This window comes from Hamadaea tsunoensis DSM 44101 (genome assembly GCF_000428945.1).
In the GTDB taxonomy this organism is placed as follows: Bacteria; Actinomycetota; Actinomycetes; order Mycobacteriales; family Micromonosporaceae; genus Hamadaea; species Hamadaea tsunoensis.
In genome coordinates, this window is record NZ_AUAX01000053.1 from 1 (window position 1) to 24,006 (window position 24,006).

At 71.1% G+C, this 24,006-nt stretch carries 18 protein-coding genes; 10 read left to right on the plus strand and 8 right to left on the minus strand.

Annotated features, from left to right (window positions below):
* Nucleotides 1–207 precede the first annotated feature (207 nt).
* Nucleotides 208–528 carry a hypothetical protein gene (locus G401_RS0138320; protein ID WP_027346654.1) on the minus strand — a complete coding sequence of 107 codons (321 nt, stop codon included), beginning with the start codon at nt 526–528 and terminating at the stop codon, nt 208–210.
* 123 nt (nt 529–651) lie between these two features.
* Between G401_RS0138320 and G401_RS0138325 the strand changes: the two genes are divergently transcribed.
* A complete protein-coding gene (locus G401_RS0138325; protein ID WP_027346655.1) occupies nt 652–2,157 on the plus strand; it encodes a cellulose binding domain-containing protein in 1,506 nt (501 codons plus the stop codon).
* On the opposite strand, the gene G401_RS53860 is transcribed toward G401_RS0138325, so the two are convergent.
* Both G401_RS53860 and G401_RS0138335 read right to left on the minus strand, forming a co-directional pair.
* Nucleotides 2,154–3,200: a hypothetical protein gene (locus G401_RS53860; RefSeq protein ID WP_051367884.1), complete on the minus strand. Its 1,047-nt coding sequence runs from the start codon at nt 3,198–3,200 to the stop codon at nt 2,154–2,156. The two genes, G401_RS0138325 and G401_RS53860, sit on opposite strands and share 4 nt — an antisense overlap.
* Nucleotides 3,200–3,769: an RNA polymerase sigma factor gene (locus G401_RS0138335; RefSeq protein ID WP_027346656.1), complete on the minus strand. Its 570-nt coding sequence runs from the start codon at nt 3,767–3,769 to the stop codon at nt 3,200–3,202. The genes G401_RS53860 and G401_RS0138335 overlap by 1 nt, the downstream gene beginning before the upstream one ends.
* 309 nt (nt 3,770–4,078) lie before the next feature.
* Here G401_RS0138335 and G401_RS0138340 point away from each other — a divergent pair, with 309 nt between their 5' ends.
* The 3 genes from G401_RS0138340 (at nt 4,079) to G401_RS0138350 (ending at nt 14,167) form a co-directional block, all read left to right on the plus strand.
* Nucleotides 4,079–4,618, plus strand: coding sequence for a peptidase inhibitor family I36 protein (locus G401_RS0138340; protein WP_027346657.1), 540 nt, complete (start codon nt 4,079–4,081; stop codon nt 4,616–4,618).
* Between the two features lie 207 nt (nt 4,619–4,825).
* Complete coding sequence (locus G401_RS51285) at nt 4,826–8,185, plus strand: beta-glucosidase (RefSeq protein WP_051367885.1); 3,360 nt, start codon at nt 4,826–4,828, stop codon at nt 8,183–8,185.
* A 135-nt stretch (nt 8,186–8,320) separates the two neighbouring features.
* Nucleotides 8,321–14,167, plus strand: a complete 5,847-nt coding sequence (locus tag G401_RS0138350) for an ExeM/NucH family extracellular endonuclease (RefSeq protein WP_027346658.1) — start codon at nt 8,321–8,323, stop codon at nt 14,165–14,167.
* On the opposite strand, the gene G401_RS0138355 is transcribed toward G401_RS0138350, so the two are convergent.
* Genes G401_RS0138355 through G401_RS0138370 form a run of 4 tightly spaced genes read right to left on the minus strand, consistent with a single transcriptional unit; the run spans nt 14,154 to nt 17,261 of the window.
* Entirely contained in the window at nt 14,154–15,308 is a 1,155-nt protein-coding gene (locus G401_RS0138355) for an RNA polymerase sigma factor (RefSeq protein WP_034594414.1), read from the minus strand. The genes G401_RS0138350 and G401_RS0138355 overlap by 14 nt on opposite strands.
* Nucleotides 15,305–15,649 carry a YciI family protein gene (locus tag G401_RS0138360; RefSeq protein ID WP_027346660.1) on the minus strand — a complete coding sequence of 115 codons (345 nt, stop codon included), beginning with the start codon at nt 15,647–15,649 and terminating at the stop codon, nt 15,305–15,307. Before G401_RS0138360 ends, G401_RS0138355 begins: the two co-directional genes overlap by 4 nt.
* 10 nt (nt 15,650–15,659) lie before the next feature.
* Nucleotides 15,660–16,280 carry a dihydrofolate reductase family protein gene (locus G401_RS0138365; protein WP_027346661.1) on the minus strand — a complete coding sequence of 207 codons (621 nt, stop codon included), beginning with the start codon at nt 16,278–16,280 and terminating at the stop codon, nt 15,660–15,662.
* A gap of 24 nt (nt 16,281–16,304) precedes the next feature.
* Nucleotides 16,305–17,261 (minus strand): AraC-like ligand-binding domain-containing protein, encoded by a 957-nt coding sequence (locus tag G401_RS0138370; RefSeq protein ID WP_027346662.1) that lies wholly within the window; start codon nt 17,259–17,261, stop codon nt 16,305–16,307.
* Nucleotides 17,262–17,407: 146 nt separating this feature from the next.
* Here G401_RS0138370 and G401_RS0138375 point away from each other — a divergent pair, with 146 nt between their 5' ends.
* Nucleotides 17,408–18,436, plus strand: a complete 1,029-nt coding sequence (locus tag G401_RS0138375) for an NAD(P)H-dependent flavin oxidoreductase (RefSeq protein WP_034594416.1) — start codon at nt 17,408–17,410, stop codon at nt 18,434–18,436.
* A 57-nt stretch (nt 18,437–18,493) separates the two neighbouring features.
* Here the strand turns inward: G401_RS0138375 and G401_RS0138380 are convergent, their stop codons facing one another.
* A complete protein-coding gene (locus G401_RS0138380) occupies nt 18,494–19,087 on the minus strand; it encodes a carboxymuconolactone decarboxylase family protein (protein WP_027346664.1) in 594 nt (197 codons plus the stop codon).
* Nucleotides 19,088–19,211: 124 nt separating this feature from the next.
* Between G401_RS0138380 and G401_RS0138385 the strand changes: the two genes are divergently transcribed.
* The 5 genes from G401_RS0138385 (at nt 19,212) to G401_RS53865 (ending at nt 23,235) form a co-directional block, all read left to right on the plus strand.
* The gene (locus G401_RS0138385) at nt 19,212–19,781 is read left to right on the plus strand and encodes a GNAT family N-acetyltransferase (RefSeq protein WP_027346665.1); all 570 of its coding nucleotides are present in this window, start codon (nt 19,212–19,214) and stop codon (nt 19,779–19,781) included.
* 121 nt (nt 19,782–19,902) lie between these two features.
* Entirely contained in the window at nt 19,903–20,241 is a 339-nt protein-coding gene (locus G401_RS0138390) for an iron chaperone (RefSeq protein WP_027346666.1), read from the plus strand.
* Entirely contained in the window at nt 20,238–21,161 is a 924-nt protein-coding gene (gene ppk2, locus G401_RS51290; RefSeq protein WP_084558091.1) for a polyphosphate kinase 2, read from the plus strand. Before G401_RS0138390 ends, ppk2 begins: the two co-directional genes overlap by 4 nt.
* Before the next feature lie 140 nt (nt 21,162–21,301).
* Complete coding sequence (locus G401_RS0138400; RefSeq protein ID WP_034594418.1) at nt 21,302–22,654, plus strand: cellulose binding domain-containing protein; 1,353 nt, start codon at nt 21,302–21,304, stop codon at nt 22,652–22,654.
* 74 nt (nt 22,655–22,728) lie between these two features.
* Nucleotides 22,729–23,235, plus strand: coding sequence for a GNAT family N-acetyltransferase (locus G401_RS53865; RefSeq protein WP_027346668.1), 507 nt, complete (start codon nt 22,729–22,731; stop codon nt 23,233–23,235).
* Nucleotides 23,236–24,006: the final 771 nt, after the last annotated feature.

A 24,006-nucleotide genomic window follows, 5' to 3' on the forward strand; every position in this document is an offset into this window, starting at 1 on the left:
GGGTGCAAGTCGGATAGTCGGGACAAAGTCCGGGTGGGGGTTGGGGGTAAACGGTGACCGGGCGACGGTGGATGATGCGTCGCCCCACTCACCTGGCAGTGGAGTCCCCGGAGCGGAGCGATAGGGGCGCAACGGTCTCCCGCGGGAGGAGCGGAGGTGAGATCGACGAACCCGGGACACATGATCTTGATTCTGTGAAGGAAGCTCCTAACGAATGACCCGGCAGATGAGGGAGTTGGACGCGCCGTGCAGGGCCGCCATGACCACGTCCGTCGTGAGGTACTTGCAGGCCAGGTACGCGTCCCCGGTCCCCTGGTACACGAGCGACCCGCCCGTGCCGGAGCTGTAGCAGCGCAGGCCGCTCGACTCGTAGAAGCCGATCCAGGCGGCCGAGGAGACCTGGGCGTGGCAGTAGTCGCCGATGGACAGCGGGCCTTCGGGCAGGTCGACGGTGGCGGCGTGAGCCGGGCCGGCGAGGCCGACGACGGCCAGGGTGGCGGCGGCGAGGACGGTGGCGATGCGACGCATGTATTCTCCTTCAACGATTCCGGACCGATCCGGACTTGGTCGATGAGTTGCGCGGTCGCCCGCATTCATTCATAGTTAGGTTTCTTTAACAATAGACCAACCACTATTCGGGAAGGTCCGCCGATGCGTCTGCCGATCGCACTCGCGGCGGGTGTGGCCACCGCCCTCGCGGTCTACGCCGCCGTCCCCGCCCACGCCGCCGCGCCGAAGCTGACCGCGACGATCACCCAGGCGAGCGTCTGGAGCACCGGCTACGGCGCCGACGTGGCCGTCGCCAACTCCGGCGACGCCGCCGCGACCGGCTGGACGGTCGAGTTCGACCTGCCGGCCGGGACCACCGTCAGCTCCTCCTGGAGCGCGACGCGTACGCAGACCGGGCAGCACTACAAGTTCGTCAACCTGAGCTGGAACGCGACGGTGAATCCAGGCGCTTCGCAGACGTTCGGGTTCAACGCGGCGGGCGTGGGGCTGCCGGTGAACTGCACGGTCAACGGCGCTCCGTGCGCGGGCGGGTCACCGTCGCCCAGCACCTCGCCGAGCCGCAGCGCTTCTCCCAGCGCGAGCCCGAGCGCATCCCCCAGCGCGTCGGCCAGCGCGAGCCCCAGTACCAGTCCGAGCCGCAGCGCGAGCCCGAGTAGCAGTCCGAGCCCCGCCGGGCCGGTCGTCGACGTCGCCACCGCCGCGCAGCTGAGCAGTGCGCTGGCCGCGGCCGCTCCCGGGCAGACGATCCGGCTGGCCGCCGGGACGTACCACGGTTCGTTCGTCGCCCAGCAGCCCGGCACCGCCGCCGCGCCGATCACGCTGACGGGGCCGCGGACGGCGGTCCTGGTCAACGACGGGCCGAGCGGCGACGGACCGTCGTGCCCCGTGCCCACCGCCGGCTGGGATTCCGGCTACGGGTTGTGGCTGTTCGGGGCGGCGTACTGGAACCTGACCGGGTTCACGGTGGCGGACTCGAAGAAGGGGATCGTGCTCGACAACGCGCAGCACGTGACCATCGACGGGGTCTACGTCCACGACACCGAGGACGAGGGCGTGCACTTCCGGCGGTCCTCGGCGGACGGGATCATCCGGAACTCGGTCATCGAGAGCACCGGTCTCGTCCAGCCCGGCTACGGCGAGGGCCTCTACCTCGGCTCGGCCGGATCCAACTGGGCCTGCCACGGCAACACCGGCGGCGTCGACCGGTCGGACCGCGTACAGGTGCTGGGCAACCGGATCGGGCCGAATGTCGCCGCCGAGCTCATCGACGTCAAGGAGGGCACGTTCGACGGGGTGATCCGCGGCAACATCTTCAACGGCCAGGGCATCTCCGGGCAGAACTCGGCCGACTCGTGGATCGACGTGAAGGGCATCGGCTACCTCATCGAGAACAACACCGGCACGTTCACGGCGCCGGGCACGTTCGCCGACGGGTACGAGACGCACAACCCGGCCACCACGCCGTCGTTCCTCAACGGCTGCGGGAACGTGTGGCGGGGCAACACGTCCGACCTCGGCGGTGTCGGCACGTACGCCATCAGGATCACCTCGACCTCGAAGTGCGCGGGGAACCTGAACGTCGTCTACGCCTCCAACACGGTGACGAACGCGACGACCGGCCTGACGAACATCGCGGTCACGCCTTAGGCCGTGGGCGCGGGCGCGCGGGTGCTGCCCAGGAACACCGTGTACGCGGCGAGGGAGGGCACCGGCACGCTCGACCGGGCCGGCCGGGACAGCAGGATCTGCTCGTACGCGAGCAGCCGCCCGTCGACGGGGTCGAACACCAGGATGTCGCGTTTGGACACTCCGGCGTCGGTCCCGTCGGCGGAGACCGCGGTCCCGGTACGCCCGGCGCGGTCCACGACGGTGCCCCGGTCGACCAGGCCGTCGGTGTCGGCGAGCACCCGCAGGACGGCGGACCGCTGCGGTGCGCCCAGATCGTGCCAGCCGAACAGCGTCTCGACCACGCGCAGCATCGCCGCCGGGTCATGGGCGGCGTCGGGGTTCTCGGCGATCAGCTCGCCCGCCAGGATCTCCGGCCGCAGGTCCACTCTCGGCACGGGAATGCGCAGTTCGCCCACGCCGAACACGGTCGGCTGAACGGCGGCCGCGGCCCAGCCCGGGTCGACCCCGCGCGTCGAGCCGGGCGCCTGACCGGGCAGGGGTACGCGCAGCCGCGTACCGGAGCCGTCGGCCTGCCACCAGAGCTCTTCGCGGAACGGCGCGGCGGCCGGACCGCCGGTCAGGTCGGCCGCCCACGTCTGCGTACGCACGCGCGTGTAGGCCCCGGCCGGCGGTTCGTCGGTGAGCCGGCCGACCGCCGCCGACAGGGCCGCCAGCGTGGTACGCGCCGGTGGCTCGGCCGCGCCGTCGGCGTACCGGAGCAGGCCGGGCGCGTCGTAGGGCGCCGTGGCGGGGGTACGGCCCCGCAGCAGGGTGACCGGCACGGCGATCACGAACACGACGGCGACCGCGGCCGCCGCGGCGACCAGGGTGAAACCGGGCCGGGCCGGGCGCAGGCGCTGCCAGAGCCGGCCGGCCGGCCCGCGTCCGGCGTGCCGGGCGTCCGCCCGGTCGAGAAGGTCGAGCGGGTCGGGTGGTTCGTCCCCGGGGGACCATGGATCGACGGCCGAGATGCCGTCGCGCAGCATCCGGTCGAAGTACGCGTCGTCGTCCAGCCGATCCATCAGTCCCCCCAGACTCTCAGATCACGGCCGGTCGCCCGGCCGTCGGTGCCGCTCTTGCGCATGCCCTCCTTGAGCCGTTTGCGCGCCCGCTCCAGCCGCTTGTAGAGCGCGTCGACCTTGATCCCCAGCTCGGCCGCCAGATCCTCGCCCGAGACCTCGTCGCGGTAGGTCCGCAGCAGCAGGTGCCGGTCCCGATAGGACAGTCGCGGGAACGCGCGTTCCAGGTCGATGTGCTCGGCCACGCGCTCGGTGAAGTCGCCGGCCGGCGGCCGCAGCTGGTCGACGTCGGTGGCCGGCATCAGCTGCTCGGTCCGCCGCCGGCGCCACAGCCGGGCGCCGTGGTTGTACACCATCGCGTAGAGGTACCGGTTGACCGCGGGGTCGTCATCTGGGATCGCCCTGCGGTAGCGCCGGGCCCGCAGGAAAACCTCGGTCATCAGGTCCTCGGCGTCGGGGCCGGGCCCCATCCGCCGGACCGACCAGCGCCACACGTCGCTCCGCCACCGGAGGCAGAACTTCTCGAACCACGCGTCGTCGCGTGTGCCCCCGCGTGGATCCGTGTCCGACAACCGAGTCCCCTCTTTCCACCCATTCGGCAGACATGTGACCGCACATATTCGTCGCCCCTCTCCGTCCCCGCGGTCGTCACCGCATTTGCGTTGCCACGGAGATGACCCGCGTACGCGGAGGGTTCTGACATCACGGATCGGTCACGCAGTCGGGCGGGTCGCCGGCAGATGAGATGAAAACGACCTGACAGTTCATTCACTGACTGGAATCGGTCAGCTAACCATCGATCATCATCACATTGAGTAGCGTCACGGTAACCCTACCCTTCGCCGTTGCCTGAATGGTGCGGCCCCGTCAGGAGGCCTGAGATGACGACCCGAACCCGCGCCCGGCCCATCCGTCTGCTATGGACGATTCTGCTCGGTACCGCCATGGCGCTCACCGCCACCCCCGCGCTCGCCGCGACGCCCTCGCCCGGCGCGCAGGGCGTCCAGGCTCAGATCGACCAGTACCTGGCCAAGGCGCCGGGCGGAAAGCAGATCAACGCCAACGAGATCAGTTACGACGGGGGCGTGTTCGTCGTGACCTTCGCGGCCTTCGGCACCAGCCCCACCGGCGCCGACTGCCCGTCGGGCTGGTTCTGCTTCTACGACCGCACCAACTACGGCTACCCCCGCGGCAAGCTGTCCAGCTGCGGCTGGCAGGACCTGGCCTGGTGGGGCTGGAACGACATGACGGAGTCCGTGCACTACAACATGTCCAGCGGATCCGTCTCCTTCATCAACCACGGCCGGTACGCCGACCACTCCGACGACACGGTCCTGTTCACCGTCAGCACCACCAGCCGGTACCTCTCGGACGTCAGCCCGTACCGGAACGTCGCGGACCACGTCTACCGGTCCTGCTAGCCCCCGTCCGTCGCGCGTGGACCGGCCAGGGTCCACGCGCCAGTTTTTTCGCAACCTGAACCAGGCTTTGAAACAGGTACTGAAAAATCCTCCCCGCCAGTCTTGACACCTCCCGAGGACACGACAAGCCTCTATATCCGGGCCCCGCGTACGCCGGCATCGCGACCCGTCCCGGATCACTCGTACCCGTCCTCGGGAGAGATCACCATGCCCGTCCACAGACGACTGCTGCGTACCTTCCTGGCCGCCGCCCTGGTGTCGGCCCTGTCCACCGGCGTGACCGCGCTGCCCGCGCACGCCGCCGACCCCTGGATGAACACCGCGCTGACCCCCGCTCAGCGCGCCGACCTGCTCCTGGCCGCGATGACGCAGGCCGAGAAGCTCACCATGCTGCACGGCGGGGCCGGTTGCGGCTACGTCGGCTGCGTGGACGCCAACACCCGGCTGGGCATCCCGGCCATCCACCTGCAAGACGGCCCGGCCGGCGCCGGCGACGGCTTCACCGGCGTCACGCAGCTGGCCGCGCCCGTCGCGGGCGCCGCCACCTGGGACACCGCGCTGATGCAGCAGTACGGCGAGGTCCTCGGCTCCGAGCAGTGGGGCAAGGGGACCAACGTCGTGCTCGCCCCGACCATCAACATCGTCCGCGACCCGCGCTGGGGCCGGGCGTTCGAGTCGTTCGGCGAGGATCCCTACCTCGCCGGGCAGATCGGCGCCGCCGACATCCGCGGCATCCAGAGCCAGGGCCCGATGGCGCAGGTGAAGCACTACGCGGTCTACAACCAGGAGACCAACCGCAACTCCCCCGCCGACAACGCGGTCGTCGCCGACCGCACCCAGCGGGAGATCTACCTGCCCGCCTTCGAGACGTCGGTCAAGCAGGGCGACGCCGACTCGGCGATGTGCTCCTACTCCCTGATCAACGGCCCGTACGCCTGCGAGAACGGCCCGCTCCAGAACACGATCCTCAAGGGCGACATGGGTTTCACCGGCTTCATCACGTCGGACTGGGGTGCGACCCACTCGACCGTGGCCAGCGCCAACAACGGCCTCGACATGGAGATGCCGGGCAGCACCTACTTCGGCTCGGCGCTCACCACGGCCGTCGGCAACGGGCAGGTGTCGTCGGCGACGATCAACGACCACGCCCGCCGCATCCTGCTGTCGATGTTCAAGCGGGGCCTGTTCGACCACGCGAACACGGGCAACGTCAACGCCGTCGTCACCTCGACCGCCCACGCCAACGTCGCCAAGCAGGTCGCGCTGGAGGGCAGCGTACTGCTGAAGAACAGCGGGAACGTGCTGCCGATCGGATCGGGCGCCTCCATCGCCGTCATCGGCGACGACGCCGGACCGGACGTGATGACGCAGGGCGGCGGCTCCGCGTGGGTCAACCCGCCCTACACGGTCACGCCCTACCAGGGCATCAAGAACCGGGCCGGCACCGGCGCCACGGTCACGTTCGCGCAGGGCGTCGCCTCGCCGAGCGGCCAGCTCCCGCCCGTCGACTCCAGCGCCCTCACGCCGTCGACCGGTTCCGGCCCCGGGCTCTACGGCCAGTTCTTCAACAACACCACCCTTTCCGGTACGCCGGTCGCGTCCCGCGTGGACGGTTCCATCGACTACGTCTGGGGCGGCTCCTCGCCGCAGAGCGGGGTCAACGGCACCAACTGGTCGGTGAAGTGGACCGGTACGCTGCACGCGCCCACCACCGGCACGTACACGTTCTCGCTGAACAGCGACGACGGCAGCCGCCTGTACGTCAACGGCACGCAGATCATCAACGGCTGGGTCAACCAGGGGCCGACGACGCGTACGGGGACGGTGAGCCTGACCGCCGGGCAGAACGTGCCCGTCGAGGTCGACTACTACCAGGCCGGCGGTGGCTCGAACGTCAGCCTCGGCTGGCAGGTGCCCGGCCAGACCCTGCACGACCAGGCCGTCACGGCCGCCCGCAACGCCAACCTCGCGGTCGTGTTCGTCAGCAAGGACGAGTCGGAGGGCTCCGACATCGCCAACATCGACCTGTCCGCCGACCAGAACACGCTCGTGACGGACGTGGCCGCGGCCAACCCCAACACGGTGGTCGTGGTGAACACCGGTTCGGCCGTCACGATGCCGTGGGCGAACTCGGTCAAGGGCGTCATCGCCGGGTGGTACCCCGGTCAGGAGGCGGGCAACGCGATCGCGAGCCTGCTGTTCGGCGACACCAACTTCTCCGGCAAGCTGCCCGTGACGTTCCCGCAGTCGCTGGCCGACGTGCCGGCGAACACCGCCGCGCAGTGGCCGGGGCAGAACAACACCGTGCAGTACAGCGAGGGTCTCAAGGTCGGCTACCGCTGGTACGACGCCCAGGGCAAGACGCCGCTCTTCGCGTTCGGGCACGGGCTGAGCTACACGACGTTCGCGTACGCGAACCTGACCGTGTCCACTCCGGACGCCAACGGGAACGTGTCGGTCGGGTACGACGTCACGAACTCCGGCACCCGGGCGGGGTCCGAGGTGGCCCAGGTCTACGTCGGCCAGCCCGCGAGCAGCGGTGAGCCGCCGAAGAACCTGCGCGGCTTCCAGCGGCTGACCCTCAACGCCGGGCAGACGCAGCACGTGACGACCGTGCTGGACGCCCGCAGCTTCCAGACCTGGACGGGCGGCTGGGCCAGCACCGGCGGGACGCACCAGATCTACGTCGGCTCCTCGTCGCGCGACATCCGGCTCACCGGCTCGGTCGTCATCGGCGGCACCACGCCGCCGACGCAGACGGTGCTGCCGCGTACCGGCTGGACCGCGACGGCGAACCCGAGCAGCGCCACCGACGTCCCCGCGCGGATGCTGGACGGGAACACCGCGACCCGCTGGAGCTCCGGTACGCCGATGGCCAACGGCCAGACCGTGACCGTCGACATGGGAGCGGTACGCAACGTCGACCAGATCACGATGGACTCGGCGGGAAGCACGGCCGACTACGCCCGGGGCTACTCGGTCAGCCTGTCCACGGACGGCACGAACTGGGGGTCCCCGGTGGCCACCGGGACCGGCGCGAGCGCACTGCTCACCGTCGGCTTCACCCCGGCCAACGCCCGCTACATCCGGGTCACGCAGACCGGAAGCAGCACGTCGTGGTGGTCGATCGCGGAGTTCAACGCGTACACGAACGGGGTGGTGACCGATCCGGGGCCGCTGCCGCGGACGGGCTGGACCGCGACGGCGAACCCGACCAGCGCCACCGACGTCCCCGCGCAGATGCTCGACGGGAACACGGCCACGCGCTGGAGCTCCGGTACGCCGATGGCCAACGGCCAGACCGCGACCGTCGACATGGGGGCGTCGAAGTCGATCAGCAAGATCACGATGGACTCGGCGGGCAGCGCGAACGACTACGCGCACGGCTACTCGGTCAGCCTGTCCACCGATGGGGTGAACTGGGGTACGCCGGTCGCCACGGGCACCGGAACATCGGCTCTCGTGACTGTCACGTTCCCGACGGCGACGGCCCGGTACATCCGCGTGACCCAGACCGGCAGCTCCACGTCCTGGTGGTCGATCGCGGAGTTCAACGCGTACGCCTGACGGGCCCCCATCGAGCCGACTGAGTCAATGACGCCCCGCTGACGGGCTGATGAACGGTGGCGTACCGCTCTTCTGCGGTACGCCACCGTTCACATAGGTTTACCGGCGACCCCCTAATCCTCCGGAGGAATCGCCGTGCGATCACCGCTCCGCCGAAATCTCGTCCGCCTGGTCGCCGCGTCGCTGGTGATCCCGGCGGCCGCGACCCTCGGCCCACCCACGTCGGCGTCGGCCGACCCCGCTCCGGGGGACGTCGTCGTTCTCCGCGTGGGCGACGGCAGCGCCGCGTTGTCGAACGCCGCCACCGCCGTCTTCCTCGACGAGTACACGCCGTCCGGCACGCTCGTGCGTACCACCGCGCTGCCGACGGCCGCCGCCGGCGCGAACCGCCGACTGACGGTCAGCGGCTCGGCCACGTCCGAGGGCGCCCTCGCGCTGTCGGCCGACGGCCGCTACCTGACCCTCGGCGGCTACGACGCCGATCCGGGCCTCGCCGCCGTCGCGGGTACCACGACGACCGCCGTGGCCCGCGTGGTCGGCCGCGTCGACGGCGCCGGCACCGTGGACACCTCGACCGCCATCACGGACACGTTCAGCGGCAACAACATCCGCGGTGCCGTGACCGACGACGGGTCGCGCTTCTGGGCCGTCGGGGCCAACGGCGGCGTACGCCTGGCCGCGCTCGGTTCGGCCGGCACCTCGACCGCGATCAACTCGGCCGCGCCCACGAACATCCGCGCGGTCGGCATCGCGGGTGGCCGCCTCTACATCTCCACCGGCAGCGGCACCACCGGCGTGTACGCGGTCGGCACCGGCCTGCCCACGACGGGCGGCCAGACCCCCGCGCTGACGACCGCCGTCCCCAGCCCGTACGCGTTCACGGCGCTCGACCGCGACCCGGCGGTGCCCGGCGTGGACACGCTGTACGTGGCGGACGACTCGGCCAGCCCGAACGGCGGCGTGCTCAAGTTCTCCTTCGACGGGACGACCTGGACGGCGCGCGGCTCCTCCCGCCCGGCGTCGAGCGGCGCCCGCGGGGTGACCGGGACGGTCACCGGCTCGACGGCGACCCTGTTCGCCACCACGAGCGCGACCGCCGCCGCACTGGTGAAGCTGGAGGACTCGGCGGCGTTCGACGCGCCGATCTCCGTCACCGCCACGACCCTGTTCACCACGCCCGCGAACACCGCTCTCCGGGGCGTCGCGCTCGCGCCGGCGGCGGCCGCCACCGCGCCGTCCATCACGACGCAGCCGCAGGACGCGACCGTGCCGACCGGCGGCGTCGCGACCCTCACCGTCGCGGCCACCGGCACCGGCCCGCTGACCTACCAGTGGTACGCCGGAACCGCGGGCGACACCGGTACGCCGGTCGGCACCGGCGATTCCTTCACCACTCCCGCCCTCGCGGCGACCACCTCCTACTGGGTACGCGTGACCGGCCCGGCCGGCGCCGCGGACAGCCGCACGGCGACCGTGACCGTGTCGGCGGTGACCAACACGGCCCCGACCATCGGACCGTCCCCTGTGGAGGATCTGGCCCTGACCGTCGGCGACCCGGACAATCCGCCGGCTGTGCGTACGGTGACGGTCGGCGACGCCGAGTCGGACCCGGCCGCCCTGACGGTGACCGTGACCAGCGCGGACAGTGCGGTGGCCACCGGTAGCGCCGCGGGCTCGGGCGCGACCCGGACGCTGGGCGTGAACCCGGTCGGCGTGGGCCGCACGACGTTGACGGTGACCGTGTCGGACGGCAGCCTGAGCGCGAGCACCACCTTCCCGGTGGCCGTCTCCGCCGCGCTGCCCGCCGGTACGCACGACCTCTACGGCGCGAGCGACGCCAGCACGGCGATCGACCTCGGCGGCGGCGCGACGGTCGTCGGCGACGACGAGACGAACGTGCTGCGGATCTACGACCGCGACCACTCGCGGTACCCGGCGTCGACGTTCGACGTCCGCGCGGCCGGCCTGGCCCTGCGGGACTCGGACGTGACGCGGGAGATCGACATCGAGGCGTCGGCCCGGTCCGGCGACACGATCTACTGGCTCGGCTCGCAGGGCCAGAACTCGTCGGCCAAGACCCGGCTCAACCGGCAGGAGCTGTTCACCACCACCGTGAGCGGCACCGGGACCGGCGCGACGCTGGCCCTCGGCGGCAGCTACCAGCACCTGCGGGACGATCTCGTCGCGTGGGACCAGGCCAACGGCAACGTGCTCGGCCTGGCCGACGCCGCGACGCGGGCGCCCGAGGGCGACGGCGGCACGGCGACCGGCTTCAACATCGAGGGCGCCGAGTTCGCCAACGACGGCACGACGCTGCTGATCGCCTTCCGGGGTCCGATCGCGGGCGGCAAGGCGATCGTCGTCCCGGTGACGAACATCGCCGCCCTCGTCGCGGCCAACCCGACCACCGGCGTCACCGCCCAGTTCGGTACGCCGCTCCTCTGGGACCTCGCCGGCAAGGGCGTACGCGAGATCCGCAAGAACGCCGCCAACCAGTACCTGATCATCGCCGGGCCGAGCGACGCCGGGACCGGTGCCGCCGGCGAGTACCGGTTCTACAGCTGGGACGGCGACGCGGCTCACCAGCCGGTGCTGCGTACCGGGTCGCTGGACACCGTCGCGCTGCCGGGCAAGCCGGAGGCGATCGTCTCCGTGCCGAACCCGTTGCTGAACACGTCCTCGGCGCAGGTGGTCACCGACTCCGGCGACACGGTGTTCTACGGCGACGGAAGCATCGCCAAGGACCTGCCGCTCGTGCTGCGCAAGGCGACCACGGTCACCGTGCCGGTCGGCTCGCCGCCGCCGTGCACGGGCTCGGTCGCGACGATCGGCTCGGTCGAGGGCACCGGCGACGTCAGCCCGGTGGCCGGCCAGACGGTCACCGTACGCGGCACGGTCGTCGGCGACTACGAGGGAGCCAGCCCGGCGCTGCGGGGCTTCTACCTCCAGGACGCCGGTGACGGTAATCCGTCCACTTCGGATGGGGTCTTCGTCTTCGACAACGGGGCGAACCTGGTGTCGAACGGCAACGTCGTCGAGGTGACCGGCGCGGTGTCGGAGTTCCAGGGCCAGACCCAGATCACGGCCACGGGCGCCAACGTCGTCCCCTGCGGTACGCAGAACACGGTCACCCCGACGGACGTGACCCTGCCCCGGGCAACGGCCACCGACCTGGAGCCCTACGAAGGCATGCTGGTCCGGTTCCACCAGACCCTGAGCGTCACCGAGCACTTCCAGCTCGGCCGCTTCGGGCAGGTCGTGCTCTCCTCGGGCGGCCGGTTGCGCCAGCCCACGGCCGACATCCGGGCCACCGACACCGCGGCGGTCGCGGCGGCACAGCAGGCGAACAACCTGAACCGCCTGATCCTGGACGACGCCGACCAGAGCCAGAACCCCGATCCGATCGTGTTCGGGCGCAACGGTCAGCCGCTCTCCGCGGCGAACACCCTGCGCGGCGGCGACACCGTAACGGACCCGGTCGGCGTCCTGACCTACACGTGGGCGGGCAACGCGGCGAGCGGGAACGCGTACCGGCTGCGGCCGATCAACGCGCTCGGCGGCACGGCGATCTTCAATGAGGGCAACCCGCGACCGACCGCCGCTCCCGAAGTGGGCACCGGATCGGTCAAGGTGGCCAGCGCCAACCTGCTCAACTTCTTCAACACCTACACCGGCTGCACGCTCGGCTCGCAGGGCGGCCCGACCGACTGCCGGGGCGCCACCAGCGACGTCGAGTACAACCGGCAGCTGGCCAAGGAGGTCGCGTCCCTGCGGTTCCTGGGCGCGGACGTCATCGGCTACATGGAGATGGAGAACGACGGCTACGGTTCGGCCAGTGCCGTCCAGGCGCTGACCAACGCGCTCAACGCCGCCGACGGGCCGGGGACCTGGGCGTTCATCAACCCGGACGCGGCCACCGGGATCACCGACGTGGCCGGGGACGACGCCATCAAGGCGGGCATCCTCTACAAGACCGCCAAGGTGCACCCGATCGCGGGCAAGACCTTCGTGGACGTGAACGACCTCTTCGAGCGGCGGCCGGTCGCCCAGGAGTTCGAGACCGCCGCGGGGGCCCGCTTCACGGTCATCGCCAACCACTTCAAGTCCAAGGGCTCCTGCCCGACCTCCGGCCCGGACACGGACCAGGGCGACGGCCAGAGCTGCTGGAACGCCCACCGCACCGAGCAGGCGCACGAGCTGTCGTCGTGGATCGCCAACACGGTCGTCCCGTCGACCGGCGACCCGGACGTCCTGATCGTCGGCGACCTCAACTCGTACGCGGGTGAGGACCCGATCGCCGCCCTCGAAGCGGCCGGGTTCACGAACCTGGTGAAGGCGTACCACGGGGACGAGGCGTACTCGTACGTGTTCGACGGCCAGTGGGGCTACCTCGACTACGTGCTCGCCTCGTCGTCGCTGGTGCCGCAGGTGACCGGGGCCGGCGACGCGCACCACAACAGCGACGAGCCGTCGGTCCTCGACTACAACACCGATTTCAAGACGGCGGGCCAGATCGCCTCCCTGTACGCGCCGGACCGCTTCCGCACCAGCGACCACGATCCGGTCCTGGTCGGCATCGAGCCGGGCGTACCCGCGGGGATCTCCGGAACGGCGCCGGCCGGCACGGTCGGCGACCCGTACGCGTACACCTTCACGGTGTCGGGCACCGCGCCGGCGACGGTCTCGGTGTCCGCGGGCGACCTGCCGCCGGGCCTGTCGCTCGCCGCCAACGGTCAGCTGTCGGGCTCTCCCACCAAGGCCGGCTCGTACGCGTTCACGGTCAAGGCCGAGAACCCGTACGGCTCGGCCGAGCTGCCGGTGACCGTCCAGATCGGACAGGGAGTCAGCGCCACCACGCTGACGGCGGGCCCGAACCCGGTCGCGACCGGCGCGACGCTGACGCTGACCGCCCACGTGGCGGCGGCCGTGGCGGCCACCGGCTCGGTCACGTTCAGCGACGGCTCGACCGTGCTCGGCACCGCCCCGGTGGCGGCCGACGGCTCGGCCACGCTCACCACGAGCGCCCTCGCGGCCGGTGAGCACGCCGTCACGGCGGCCTTCGGCGGCAGCGCCGACCTGAAGCCGTCCACGTCGGACACGGTCTCCGTCGCCGTCATCGACCCGGCCACCCTCGGCGGCACGCTGCCCGGCGGCACGGTCGGATCGGCGTACTCGGCGGTGGTTGCGCACACCGGATCGGCGACGTTCAGCGTCACCGGCGGCACCCTGCCGCCCGGCCTGACCCTGTCGCCCTCCGGCACGGTGAGCGGCACGCCGACCGACGGCGGCGCGTACACCTTCACGATCACGGCCACCAACCCGGTGAGCACGGTCGCGGCGGCGTACACCCTCACGGTGGCCAAGGCCGCCACCACGGTCACGCTCACCACGAGCCCGGCCAGCCCGTCCACGGTCGGCGCCGCGCTGACGTTCACCGCCGTCGTGGCCGGACCCGCGGGCTTCACGCCCCAGGGCACCGTCCAGTTCGCGGTGGACGGCTCGCCGGTCGGCGGCCCGGTCACCCTGAGCGGCGGCCGGGCCACTAGCCCCGCCGTCAGCACCCTCGGGGTGGGCGCGCACACCGTGACCGCGACCTACTCCGGCGAATCGGCCTTCGCGGGCTCGTCGGCCACCACCACCCAGATCATCCGGTACGCGATCAAGATGATCACGCCGGTCGCCGGTGCGAAGTTCGCGGCCGGGCTGCCGGTGCCGGTCGCGTTCCAGCTGACCGACGCGGCGGGGAAGCCGATCCCGCTGCTGGACGCGGCCGCGCTGCTGCTCACCGGCCGGGTGAAGGTCTCGGCGGCCGGTGCGCAGACGCTGGGCTCGACGACGCCGCTCTACGAGCCGGTGTCGAAGACCTTCATCCTCGCCTGGCTCACCTCGCGGCGGCCGGCCGGCGCGGCGACCGTCTCGGTCACCGTGACCTACCCGGGCGCCCCGAACCAGGTGGTGACGGTCCCGATCACGCTCGTGTGATTCGGCTCAGCAGGAAATCCCGCTCGGCGGGGTTCTGAGTGAGGGCGGCGGCTGCCTCGTAGGCGGCCGCCGCTTCCTCGTCCCGGCCCAGGCGGCGCAGCAGGTCGGCGCGGACCGCGTGATAGGCGGGGTACGCCGGCAGGTCCAGTCCGTCCACTATGGCCAGTGCGGGCGCGGGTCCGTCGACCTCGGCCACGGCGACCGAGCGGTGCAGCCGGACCACGGGGCTCTCCGCGTACACGAGAAGGTGGTCGTAGAGCTGGAGGATCTGCGGCCAGTCGGTCGCGGGGCCGTCGGTGTGCACGGCGGCGATCGCGGCCTGGATCTGGTAGGGGCCGGGCCGGTCACGGCGCAGGCAGCGGCGGACGAGGGCGTGCCCCTCGGCGATGAGCTCGCGGTTCCACAGTGCCCGGTCCTGGTCGGCCAGCAGCACCAGCCCTTCCGGCCCGGTACGCGCCGCCCGCCGCGCGTCGGTGAGCAGCATGAGGGCGAGCAGCCCCACGGCCTCGGGCTCGTCCGGCATCAGCTCGACGAGCATGCGGCCGAGCCGGACGGCCTCGGCGCAGAGTTCGGGGCGCAGGTTCGTGTAGCCCTCGTTGAAGATCAGGTAGACGACCGCGAGCACCCCGGTCAACCGCCCCGGCAACTCCGCCGCCCCCGGTACGCGATACGGGATCCGCGCGTCGCGGATCTTGCCCTTCGCCCGGACCAGGCGCTGTGCCATGGTCGCCTCGGGCACCAGGAACGCCCGGGCGATCTCGGCCGTGGTCAGGCCGCCGAGCAGCCGCAGCGTCAGGGCGACCCGGGCGGCCGGGGCGAGCGCCGGATGGCAGCACGTGAAGATCAGGCTCAGCCGGTCGGCCGCCTGTTCCTGGGTGGACAGAAGCGTCGCCTCGATCTGTTTGGCGTCCCGGGCGGACTCCCGGCGCAGGCGGTCGATCGCACGGTTCCGCGCGGTCGTGATGATCCACCCGGCCGGGCTCGGTGGCGGCCCCGACTCCGGCCAGCGGCGCACGGCCTCGGCGAAGGCGTCCTGGACGGACTCCTCCGCGAGGTCGATGTCGCCGAAGGCCCGGATGAGGACCGCCACCGCCCGGCCGTACCCGCTCCGGAAGGCGGCTTCTATCTCCTCGGCGCTCATTCGGTCTGGCAGGGCACGACTTCCACGGGCAGGGTGGTCGCCGCGGCCATCCGGCCCGCCCACGCCAGGGCGGCGTCGAGGTCGGGTGCGGAGATCACGGTGAACCCGCCGAGGTGCTCCTTGCCCTCGATGAACGGCCCGTCGGTGAGCAACTGCTCGCCGTCGCGGTCCCGGACGACCGTCGCGGTCGTCGGCGGGTGCAGCCCGGCCGAGAACACCCAGGCCCCCGCCTTCTTCATCTCGTCGGCCAGCGCCCCGATGTCGGCCATGATCTTCGCCAGCTCCGCCGGCGGCGGTGGCGGCCCGTCGGGCTGGTAGATGCTGAGCAGGTACCGCTGCATGGTGGTCACGTTACGCCGCGCGATAGGTCGCGATGATCGCTCCGGTGGTGGTCGGCAGCGCTTCGACCAGGGTCAACTCGGACAGCGGGCCGGCGTCGGGGAAGATCCGGAAGCCGGCGCCGAGCACGAGCGGGTGGATGATGAGGACCATCTCGTCGAGCAGCCCCCACGCGAGCAGTCCGCGGACGAGTTCGCCGCTGCCGAGCACGGTCGCGTCCGGGCCGGTCTCCTTGAACTCGCGCAGCGCCTTCTCCGGGTCGCCGCTCAGCAGGATCGAGTTCTCCCACGGAAGCCGGGGAGTGCTTGCGCGAGCCGCCGGGAGTTCGGTCTGCTCGGTGAGAGTCTGGGACAGGACGTACTTCGGGGTCCGGTTGAGCTTGTCGCTGAACGGGTTGCCGTCACCGGCCCGGGCCGGCCAGACCGAGAAGAAGTGCTCGTACGTACGCCGCCCGAACAGCAGGGCGCCCTCGTGGGACATGCCCTCGGCGGCCTTCGCCCCGAGCACGTGGTCGGCATAGGGGGCCGCCCAGCCGCCGAGGCGGAACCCGTCGCGGGTGTCCTCCTCGGGATGGGCCGGCCCCTGCATGACGCCGTCCAGGGTGATGCTCTCGAACGCACTGATCTTGCCCATCGCGTACCTCCTGAAAGTGCTGGTCTACCTCCTATACGAGCGGCGGAGGGCCGGATCGACACTTCCGGTGGAGGAATTTCTGACCGCGCCGGGGCTTCGGCCGAACTCGCGGCGGAACGCCCGGTGGAAACTGCTCACGTCGGCGAAGCCCGCGTCGGCGGCGATGTCGATGATCCGCAGATGGGCCCGTGCGGGGTCGGCCAGCGCCCGGCGGGCGTACTCCAGGCGCAGGCGGCGCACGGTCGCGGCATAGGTGCGGTCCGCGCCGGCGAACAGCGCGTGCAGCGTACGCACGGAGCAGCCGAGCCGCCGGGCGGTGCCGGCCGGGGAGAGGTCCTCGTCGGTCAGGTGCTCCTCGATGTCGGCGACGGCCGCCGCGTAGGTCCGGGGTGCGCGCAGCGGCCGAGCGGGTTCGGCGTCGTCGAGCAGGAGCGCCAGCAGGCCGTTCGCGTGCTGGGCCAGCCGGGCCGCGTGCGGCGGGGCGGCCGACTCCCGGTCCAGGGCGGACAGGATGTGCCGGAACGCCGCGCCGATCCCGCTCGTGGTGTCGAGCCGGACCGCCGTGCGTACGCCGGAGGGAAGCAGCTCGCGCGGCACGAAGAGGGAGTACTGCCGGAAGTCGGCCGGGAAGATCAGCTCGAAGGGCCGGGTCGTGTCGACCAGGGCGAGGTCACCCGGGCGCTGGTACGCCGACCGGCCGTCCTGCACCGCCTGCCCCGCCCCGCGGACCTGGAGGTTCGCGTAGAACCCGGCCCGCGGCGCGTGCTCGATGTCCGCCTCGGTACGCCGCACGAGCTGCCGGCGGGAGTCGATCCGGGCCAGGTCGAGGCGGCCGAGTCCGACCTGCCGGACGGCGCCGGCGAACCCGTCGCGGCGGTCCGACTCCGGGCTCAGGTCGAGGAACGCCTCGCAGATGACCTCCCGCCAGTACGCGAACCGCCCGCCGGGCGGCGCGACCGCCGTGGTCCACGTCGTCGCCATGTCCTTCCCCCAGTTTCCGTGCCCCGCACCCACACTGGCGCGCGACGAACCGGACGGCCAGGCTGATTCCCGACAGTCGCACGGAATGCCACCGCGGCTGCGTCCGGTGCGTCCTCCCGGCCGCCGCGGCGGCGCACATTCGAGGCATGGACACACTGCACACCCGCTTCACCGAGGCGTACGGGCTGCGGACGCCGATCGCGCAGGCCGGCATGGCGTTCGTCGGGATGACCCCCGCGCTCGCCGTCGCCGTGAGCAACGCCGGCGCCCTCGGATCGCTCGGCGTCGGCCTGATGCCCGCGCCCGCGCTGGCCGACACGATCGGCGCGATCCAGCGGAACACCCCGCACCCGTTCAACGTCAACTTCATCACCCCGCTCACCGACGACGCGCAGATCGACGCGGTGTGCGCCGCCGCGCCCGCGGTCGCGTCCTTCCACTGGGGACACCCGAAGAGCGCCTGGATCGAACGCCTCCACGCGGCCGGCGTACGCGTCTTCGAGCAGGTCGGCTCGGTCGAGACGGCGATCGCCGCGGCGGACGGCGGCGTGGACGTCATCGTCGCGCAGGGCGAGGAGGCCGGCGGCCACAACTACGGCACGCTGCCCACGTTCGCCCTCGTTCCGCTGGTGGTCGACGCCGTCGCGCCGGTCCTGGTGCTGGCATCCGGCGGAGTCGCGGACGGCCGGGGACTCGCGGCCGCGCTGATGCTCGGGGCGGACGGCGTCTGGGTCGGTACGCGATTCGTGGCCACCACGGAGTCCCTGGCCCACGACGGGTACAAGGCGCGGCTCGTGGCCGCCGACGCCACCGGGACGACGCGTACCGGGCTGTTCGGGCCGGACATGCCGCAGTTCAACCCGATGCGGGTCCTGCGCAACCGCGTCGTCCGCGAATGGGCGGACCGGACCGGCGAGATCCCGGCGGACACCTCGGACCTGCCGGTGATCGGCCGGACACAGCTCGGCGGCTTCCTCGGCGGGCCGGACGTCCTCGAGATGCACAAGTTCTCGAACATCGTCCCGATGGCGGGCCTGACGACCGGCGACCTCGAGGAGATGGCCCTGCTCTCGGGGCAGGGCGTCGGCCTCGTCGACGCGGTACGCCCGGCGGCGGAGGTCATCGCCGAACTGACCGAGCAGGCGATCACCATGCTCGGCCGGTACCGGCGCTGACCCTCGCCGCGGCCTGATCCGCCGGACTCGGCGGGCTTGCGGACACGGCGACGGGCTTTACGACACCGCGATGGGGCGGCCGACCGTGAGCGCGGCGGCCGTGTCCGCCCCGAGCCGGTCGAGGTACTCCGGGTCGGCCTGGGCGCCGGCGCCTTCCAGGACGGTCGTGAAGAAGCACCGCGCACCGACCGCCAGCAGGACCTGGAAGACGTCCCGGTCGTCCAGCCCGTGCTCCCGCAGCCCGGCCACGTCCGCCGCCGTGATCGACGCGGGCCCGTCGGCCGCCTTGACGGCGAAGTCCATGATCGCCACATCGGCCTCGTCGAGGCCGGCGTCGTGGTAGTCGGCCGCGATGCGGCGTACCGTCTCGGTGTCGTAGAACCGGCTCTGGAGCTGGACACCGTGGGCGACCGAGCAGTACGTGGAGCCCCGGCGCATCGCGACCGCCAGCGTGGCCAGCTCGTACCGGCGCGGGTCCATGCCGGCCTTGATGCTCTTGTTCAGCTCCGCCCACGCCGCGTACGCCGCCGGGGCCAGCGCGAACAGCTCGCTGTAGTTCGTGGGGAAGCCCCAGTTGGCCAGGTCGGCCGCGCGGATCTGGACGGCCTCGGGCGTACCGAGCTGCTCGGCGGACGGCTGGAGAAAGGACATCGGTGGCTCCCGGCGACGAGGGATGATCGTGACCTCCGATCTTCTCGCCCCCGGGGGCCGTTTGTCGGTCGGATGGCCGACCCTGCCCGGCGCCGCCCGAACTCCTGACCGGCATGATGGGGTCGTGTTCGCCGTAGACCTGCAGCCCGGTGCCGTCCTTCGCCCCCTCGAACCCTGGCGTGCCGAGGAGTTCCTGACCAATCTCGACCGGTGCCGCGACTACATCGCGCCCTGGGTCGGGCCGAGTTTCGTCGCCACCGACCTCGCCTCCGCCCGCGCCGTCCTGCAGCGGTACGCCGACAGCCAAGCCCGCGACACCGGCCTGATCCTGGGCATCTGGCTGGCCGACCGGCTGGTCGGCGGGGTCATGGTCGTGGCGATGGACGCGGCCGCCGGCACCTGCGAGGTCGGCTGCTGGCTGGAACCGTCGGCGACCGGCCGGGGGCTGATCACCCAGGCGGCGACCCGCCTCATCGACTGGCTCGTCCGCGCCCGGGGCATCCACCGCGTGGAGTGGCAGACCCTCGCCGCCAACGAGCCGAGCATCAAGGTCGCCCAGCGGCTCGGGATGACCCGGGACGGCGTACTGCGGGAGGCGATCCCGCCGCGTCCGGGCCGCAGCGAACGGGCGGACCTGGAGATCTGGTCGGTCCTGGCCCCCGAGTGGCGCCTGCACCTCCCCGACACGATCTGACCCCCATGATCCCGTTTGGATCAGGGAAGTCACCCGAATCTTGGGCCTTGATCCGGGTGACAACCGTGATCCAAGCGGGATCTTGGCAACGCCGCGACGCGTGGGCGGCTAGGGTCGAAGCGTGGCGACCACCGTCGACGAGTACCTCGCCGGGTTTCCGGACGCGACGCGTACCGTGCTGGCGGCGGTCCGCAAGAGCATGCACGACGCCGTTCCGGGCGCCGAGGAGAAGATCAGCTACGGCATACCGGCGCTGACCGTCGACGGCCGCGCCCTCGCCTACTTCGCCGGCTGGAAGCAGCACGTCTCGGTGTACCCGGTGCCGGCCGGCGACGCCGCCTTCCAGGCCGAGATCGAGCCCTACAAGGCGGCCAAGGGCACGCTGCGGTTCCCGCTGTCGAAACCCGTCCCGTACGCGTTGATCGGCCGGGTCGCGGCCCTGCTGGCGGCCGAGAGATGACCTCCGGCGCGTACCCGGAGGTGTTCGAGCATCTGGGTGACTACCGCGTCGAGTACGACCTGGACGGCGAGCCCGACCTCGTCGGGCCCGACGGTCACCGGCTGGAGACCTGGCGGGAGGGCTTCCCTTACCCGGCGCGGATGTCACGGCCGGAGTACGACCGGGTGAAGCGGCAGCAGCAGATCGAGCTGCTCAAGTTGCAGAGCTGGGTGAAGAAGAAGGGCGAGCGGATCGTCATCCTCTTCGAGGGCCGCGACGCCGCTGGGAAGGGCAGCACGATCAAGCGGTTCACCCAGCACCTCAACCCCCGGGGTACGCGAGTCGTCGCGCTCGACCGGCCGACGCCCCGCGAACAGTCGCAGTGGTACTTCCAGCGCTACATCGCCCATCTGCCCGCGGCCGGGGAGATGGTGCTGTTCGACCGGTCCTGGTACAACCGCGCCGGGGTCGAACGGGTCATGGGCTTCTGTACGCCGCGCGAGTACCTCGAATTCATGCGCGAGGTCCCGGAACTGGAGCGGATGCTCGTCCGGTCCGGACTGCGGCTGATCAAATTCTGGTTCTCGGTGTCCCGTTCGGAGCAGCGGGCCCGTTTCGCCATCCGCCAGCTCGACCCCGTACGCCGCTGGAAACTGTCGCCGATGGACGTGGCGTCGCTGGACCGGTGGGACGCGTACACGCAGGCGAAGCGGGCGGTGTTCTTCTACACCGACACGGCCGACGCGCCCTGGACGGTGGTGAAGAGCAACGACAAGAAGCGCGCCCGGATCGAGGCGATGCGCTGGGTGCTCTCCCGGTTCGAGTACGCCGGCAAGGACCACGAGGCCATCGGCGTACCCGATTCCTCGATCGTCATGCCGGCGTCGGCCGCGTACGAGCCGACCGAGGCCGCCTGGCCGCTGCCCATCCCCGACCTCTGATCTCCCTGACCTCTGATCGTCCGTAGTAGACAGGCCGCCCGCGGGCGGCCTTTTTGTCATGCTCGCACCCTTGCGCGATTAATGGAAGGAGTCTTAACTGTTACCGATCGAAATACTTAAGGAGGTTTACTGTGAGGCGCATGCACCTCGCGCTCGTCGCCCTGGCCGTCGGGGTGGCGACGAGCGGCCTCGCCGTCGTCGCCGCGTCACCGGCGTACGCGGCCGGCGTCACCGCCAGCTTCTCCAAGGATTCCGACTGGGGCACCGGCTACCAGGGCAAGTTCACGATCACCAACGGCTCGTCCAGCACGATCTCCAGCTGGAACGTCCAGTGGGACCTGGGCGCGGGCCTGACGATGGGCTCCTACTGGGACGCGCTCGTGTCCACCAGCGGCCAGCACGTCACCGCCACCAACCGGACCTACAACGGGACGGTCGCCCCCGGCGCGTCGGTGACGTTCGGCTTCCTCGTCAACGGCGGCTCGGGCGCTCCGACCAACTGCACCGTCAACGGCGCTTCCTGCGCCGGCGGCACCTCGTCCCCCTCGGCCTCCCCCACCGCCTCGCGGACGACGAGCCCCAGCCCGAGCCCGTCCACCTCGACGCCGCCCCCGCCGGCCAGTCTGCCGGTGGCGCCCTACGTGGACATGGGAGCCTGGCCGTCGCCGGTCCTCACCGACATGGCCACCGGCGGCAACCTCAAGAACTTCACCCTCGCGTTCGTCACCGCCGTCGGCTGCAAGGCCTCGTGGTTCAACGCGTACGACCCGCGGGCCGCGTGGGCCAAGGACCAGATCGACGCCATCCGCGCCCGCGGCGGCGACGTGAAGATCTCCTTCGGCGGCGCGTCCGGCCAGGAACTCGCCCAGGCGTGCACCTCCGTCGCCGCGCTGCAGGCCGAGTACCAGGCCGTCGTCACGGCGTACGGGCTGCACTACGTGGACTTCGACATCGAGGGCGCCGCGGTCGCCGACACGGCCGCCAACACCCGCCGCTCGCAGGCGCTGAAGAACCTGCAGGCCGCCAACCCCGGCCTCAAGGTCTCGCTCACCCTGCCGGTCCTGCCCGAGGGCCTCACCGCGGAGGGCGTCGCCATCGTCCAGTCCGCCCGCGACGCCGGGGTCACCCTCGACATCGTCAACGTCATGGCGATGGACTACTACCGCACCGGCGACTACGGCGACCTCGCCGTCCAGGCCGCCAACTCCACCTTCAGCCAGCTCAAGACCCTCTACCCGAGCAAGACCGACGCCCAGCTGTGGCGGATGGTCGGCGTCACGCCGATGCTCGGCGCGAACGACGACGGCCACATCTACGACCAGAACGACGCCCGCCAGATGGTGACCTTCGCCAACGGCAAGCACCTGGGCATGCTCGCCTTCTGGGAGGAAGGCCGCGACAAGAACGCCTGCAACGGCGCGCTCTACATGTGCACCAACATCGCCCAGGCGCCGTACGAGTTCAGCAAGATCTTCGCGGCGTACGCGGGCTGACAGGCCGGGGCGCGCCTCCCGGGGATCAGAGGCGCGCCCCTTTAACCACTTGACGCGTACGCGATAGTGCCCGCATGGATCTCGCCGCCCGCCTCGAAGACTTCCGCCGCCGTCGGGGCGAGGACGCGGTGGACGACTACCTCGGCTGCTCACCGGCTGACCTGCGCGAACCGCTCGCCACAGCCGACGTCACGATCATCGAGGTGTACGCCGACTCGCCGGTCGACCTGATCCGCGAGACCCTGGACGTCAACGAACGCGGCTTCGACCCGTACGCCGAACCGGTCTCCGCCACCATCGCCGAGGACTTCCGCACCCAGCTGACCGACGCCTGCGCGATCACGATCCGCCACCACGGCACGGGCGTCGCCGCCGGCATGGTCCTGCCGGTCCGGGAAGGCCTGACCGAGATCGTCGGCGTCGCCACCCTCGCCGACCACCGCCGTCAGGGCTTCGGCGCCCTCACCACGGCAACCCTGGCCCGCATCGCCTTCACTCTGGGCGCCGACCTCGTCCTGCTTTCCACGGAGGACGCCGGTGCCCGCCGCGTCTACGAACGCGTAGGCTTCCGCGCGCTTTAGATTCACGTTCTTTCATAGGATTTCGTCCCGGGTTCGTCGATCTCGCCTCCGCTCCTCCCATCCGGGCCTTGTCCCGACTGTCCGATATGCGGCCGGGTGGATCGGCTGGTCGGCGATCGTTCGCGGCTGGGATGTAGTTTCCGACCCTGTCCCCTCGATCCACAGCAGCCGAGATGTAGGTAGAGGCCGTTTTCCTACATCCCGACGGCTGTGGATCGAGGGGACAGGGTGCGTATTTACATCTCAGCCGCTGTGGATCACGTCCACGCCGTCCCGCGGTCGGCCGTTGCCCGTTATGCGGGAACGATCTTCCGATAGGTGGACCCGGTGCACTGATTCTTTGATCGTTTACGGCCGAGGTGTAAATCCGGCCCGATCTGCATGATCAATGACGCGTCAGGTGCAGCAGAACCCGGTCAACGCGCTCCAGAACCGTAAACGATCATGCATCGGGTGGCCGTTTCCACACCACAGCCGTAAACGATCACCCCACCGACCGCCGCCCCGGCGCCCATATCGGACAGTCGCGACAAAGTCAGAAGCGGCCCGGGTCGGACGGTGGCTCCGATCTCACCATGGTCGACGATCTTGCACGAATGTCCGGGCATTCCGGGTGTACCGGACGAAATTCGAGACATTCGCGCAAGATCCTCGACCATTTCGGGTGCAAGTCGGATAGTCGGGACAAAGTCCGGGTGGGGGTTGGGGGTGAACGGTGACCGGGCGACGGTGGATGATGCTTCGCCCCGGAAACCTGGCAGTGGAGTCCCC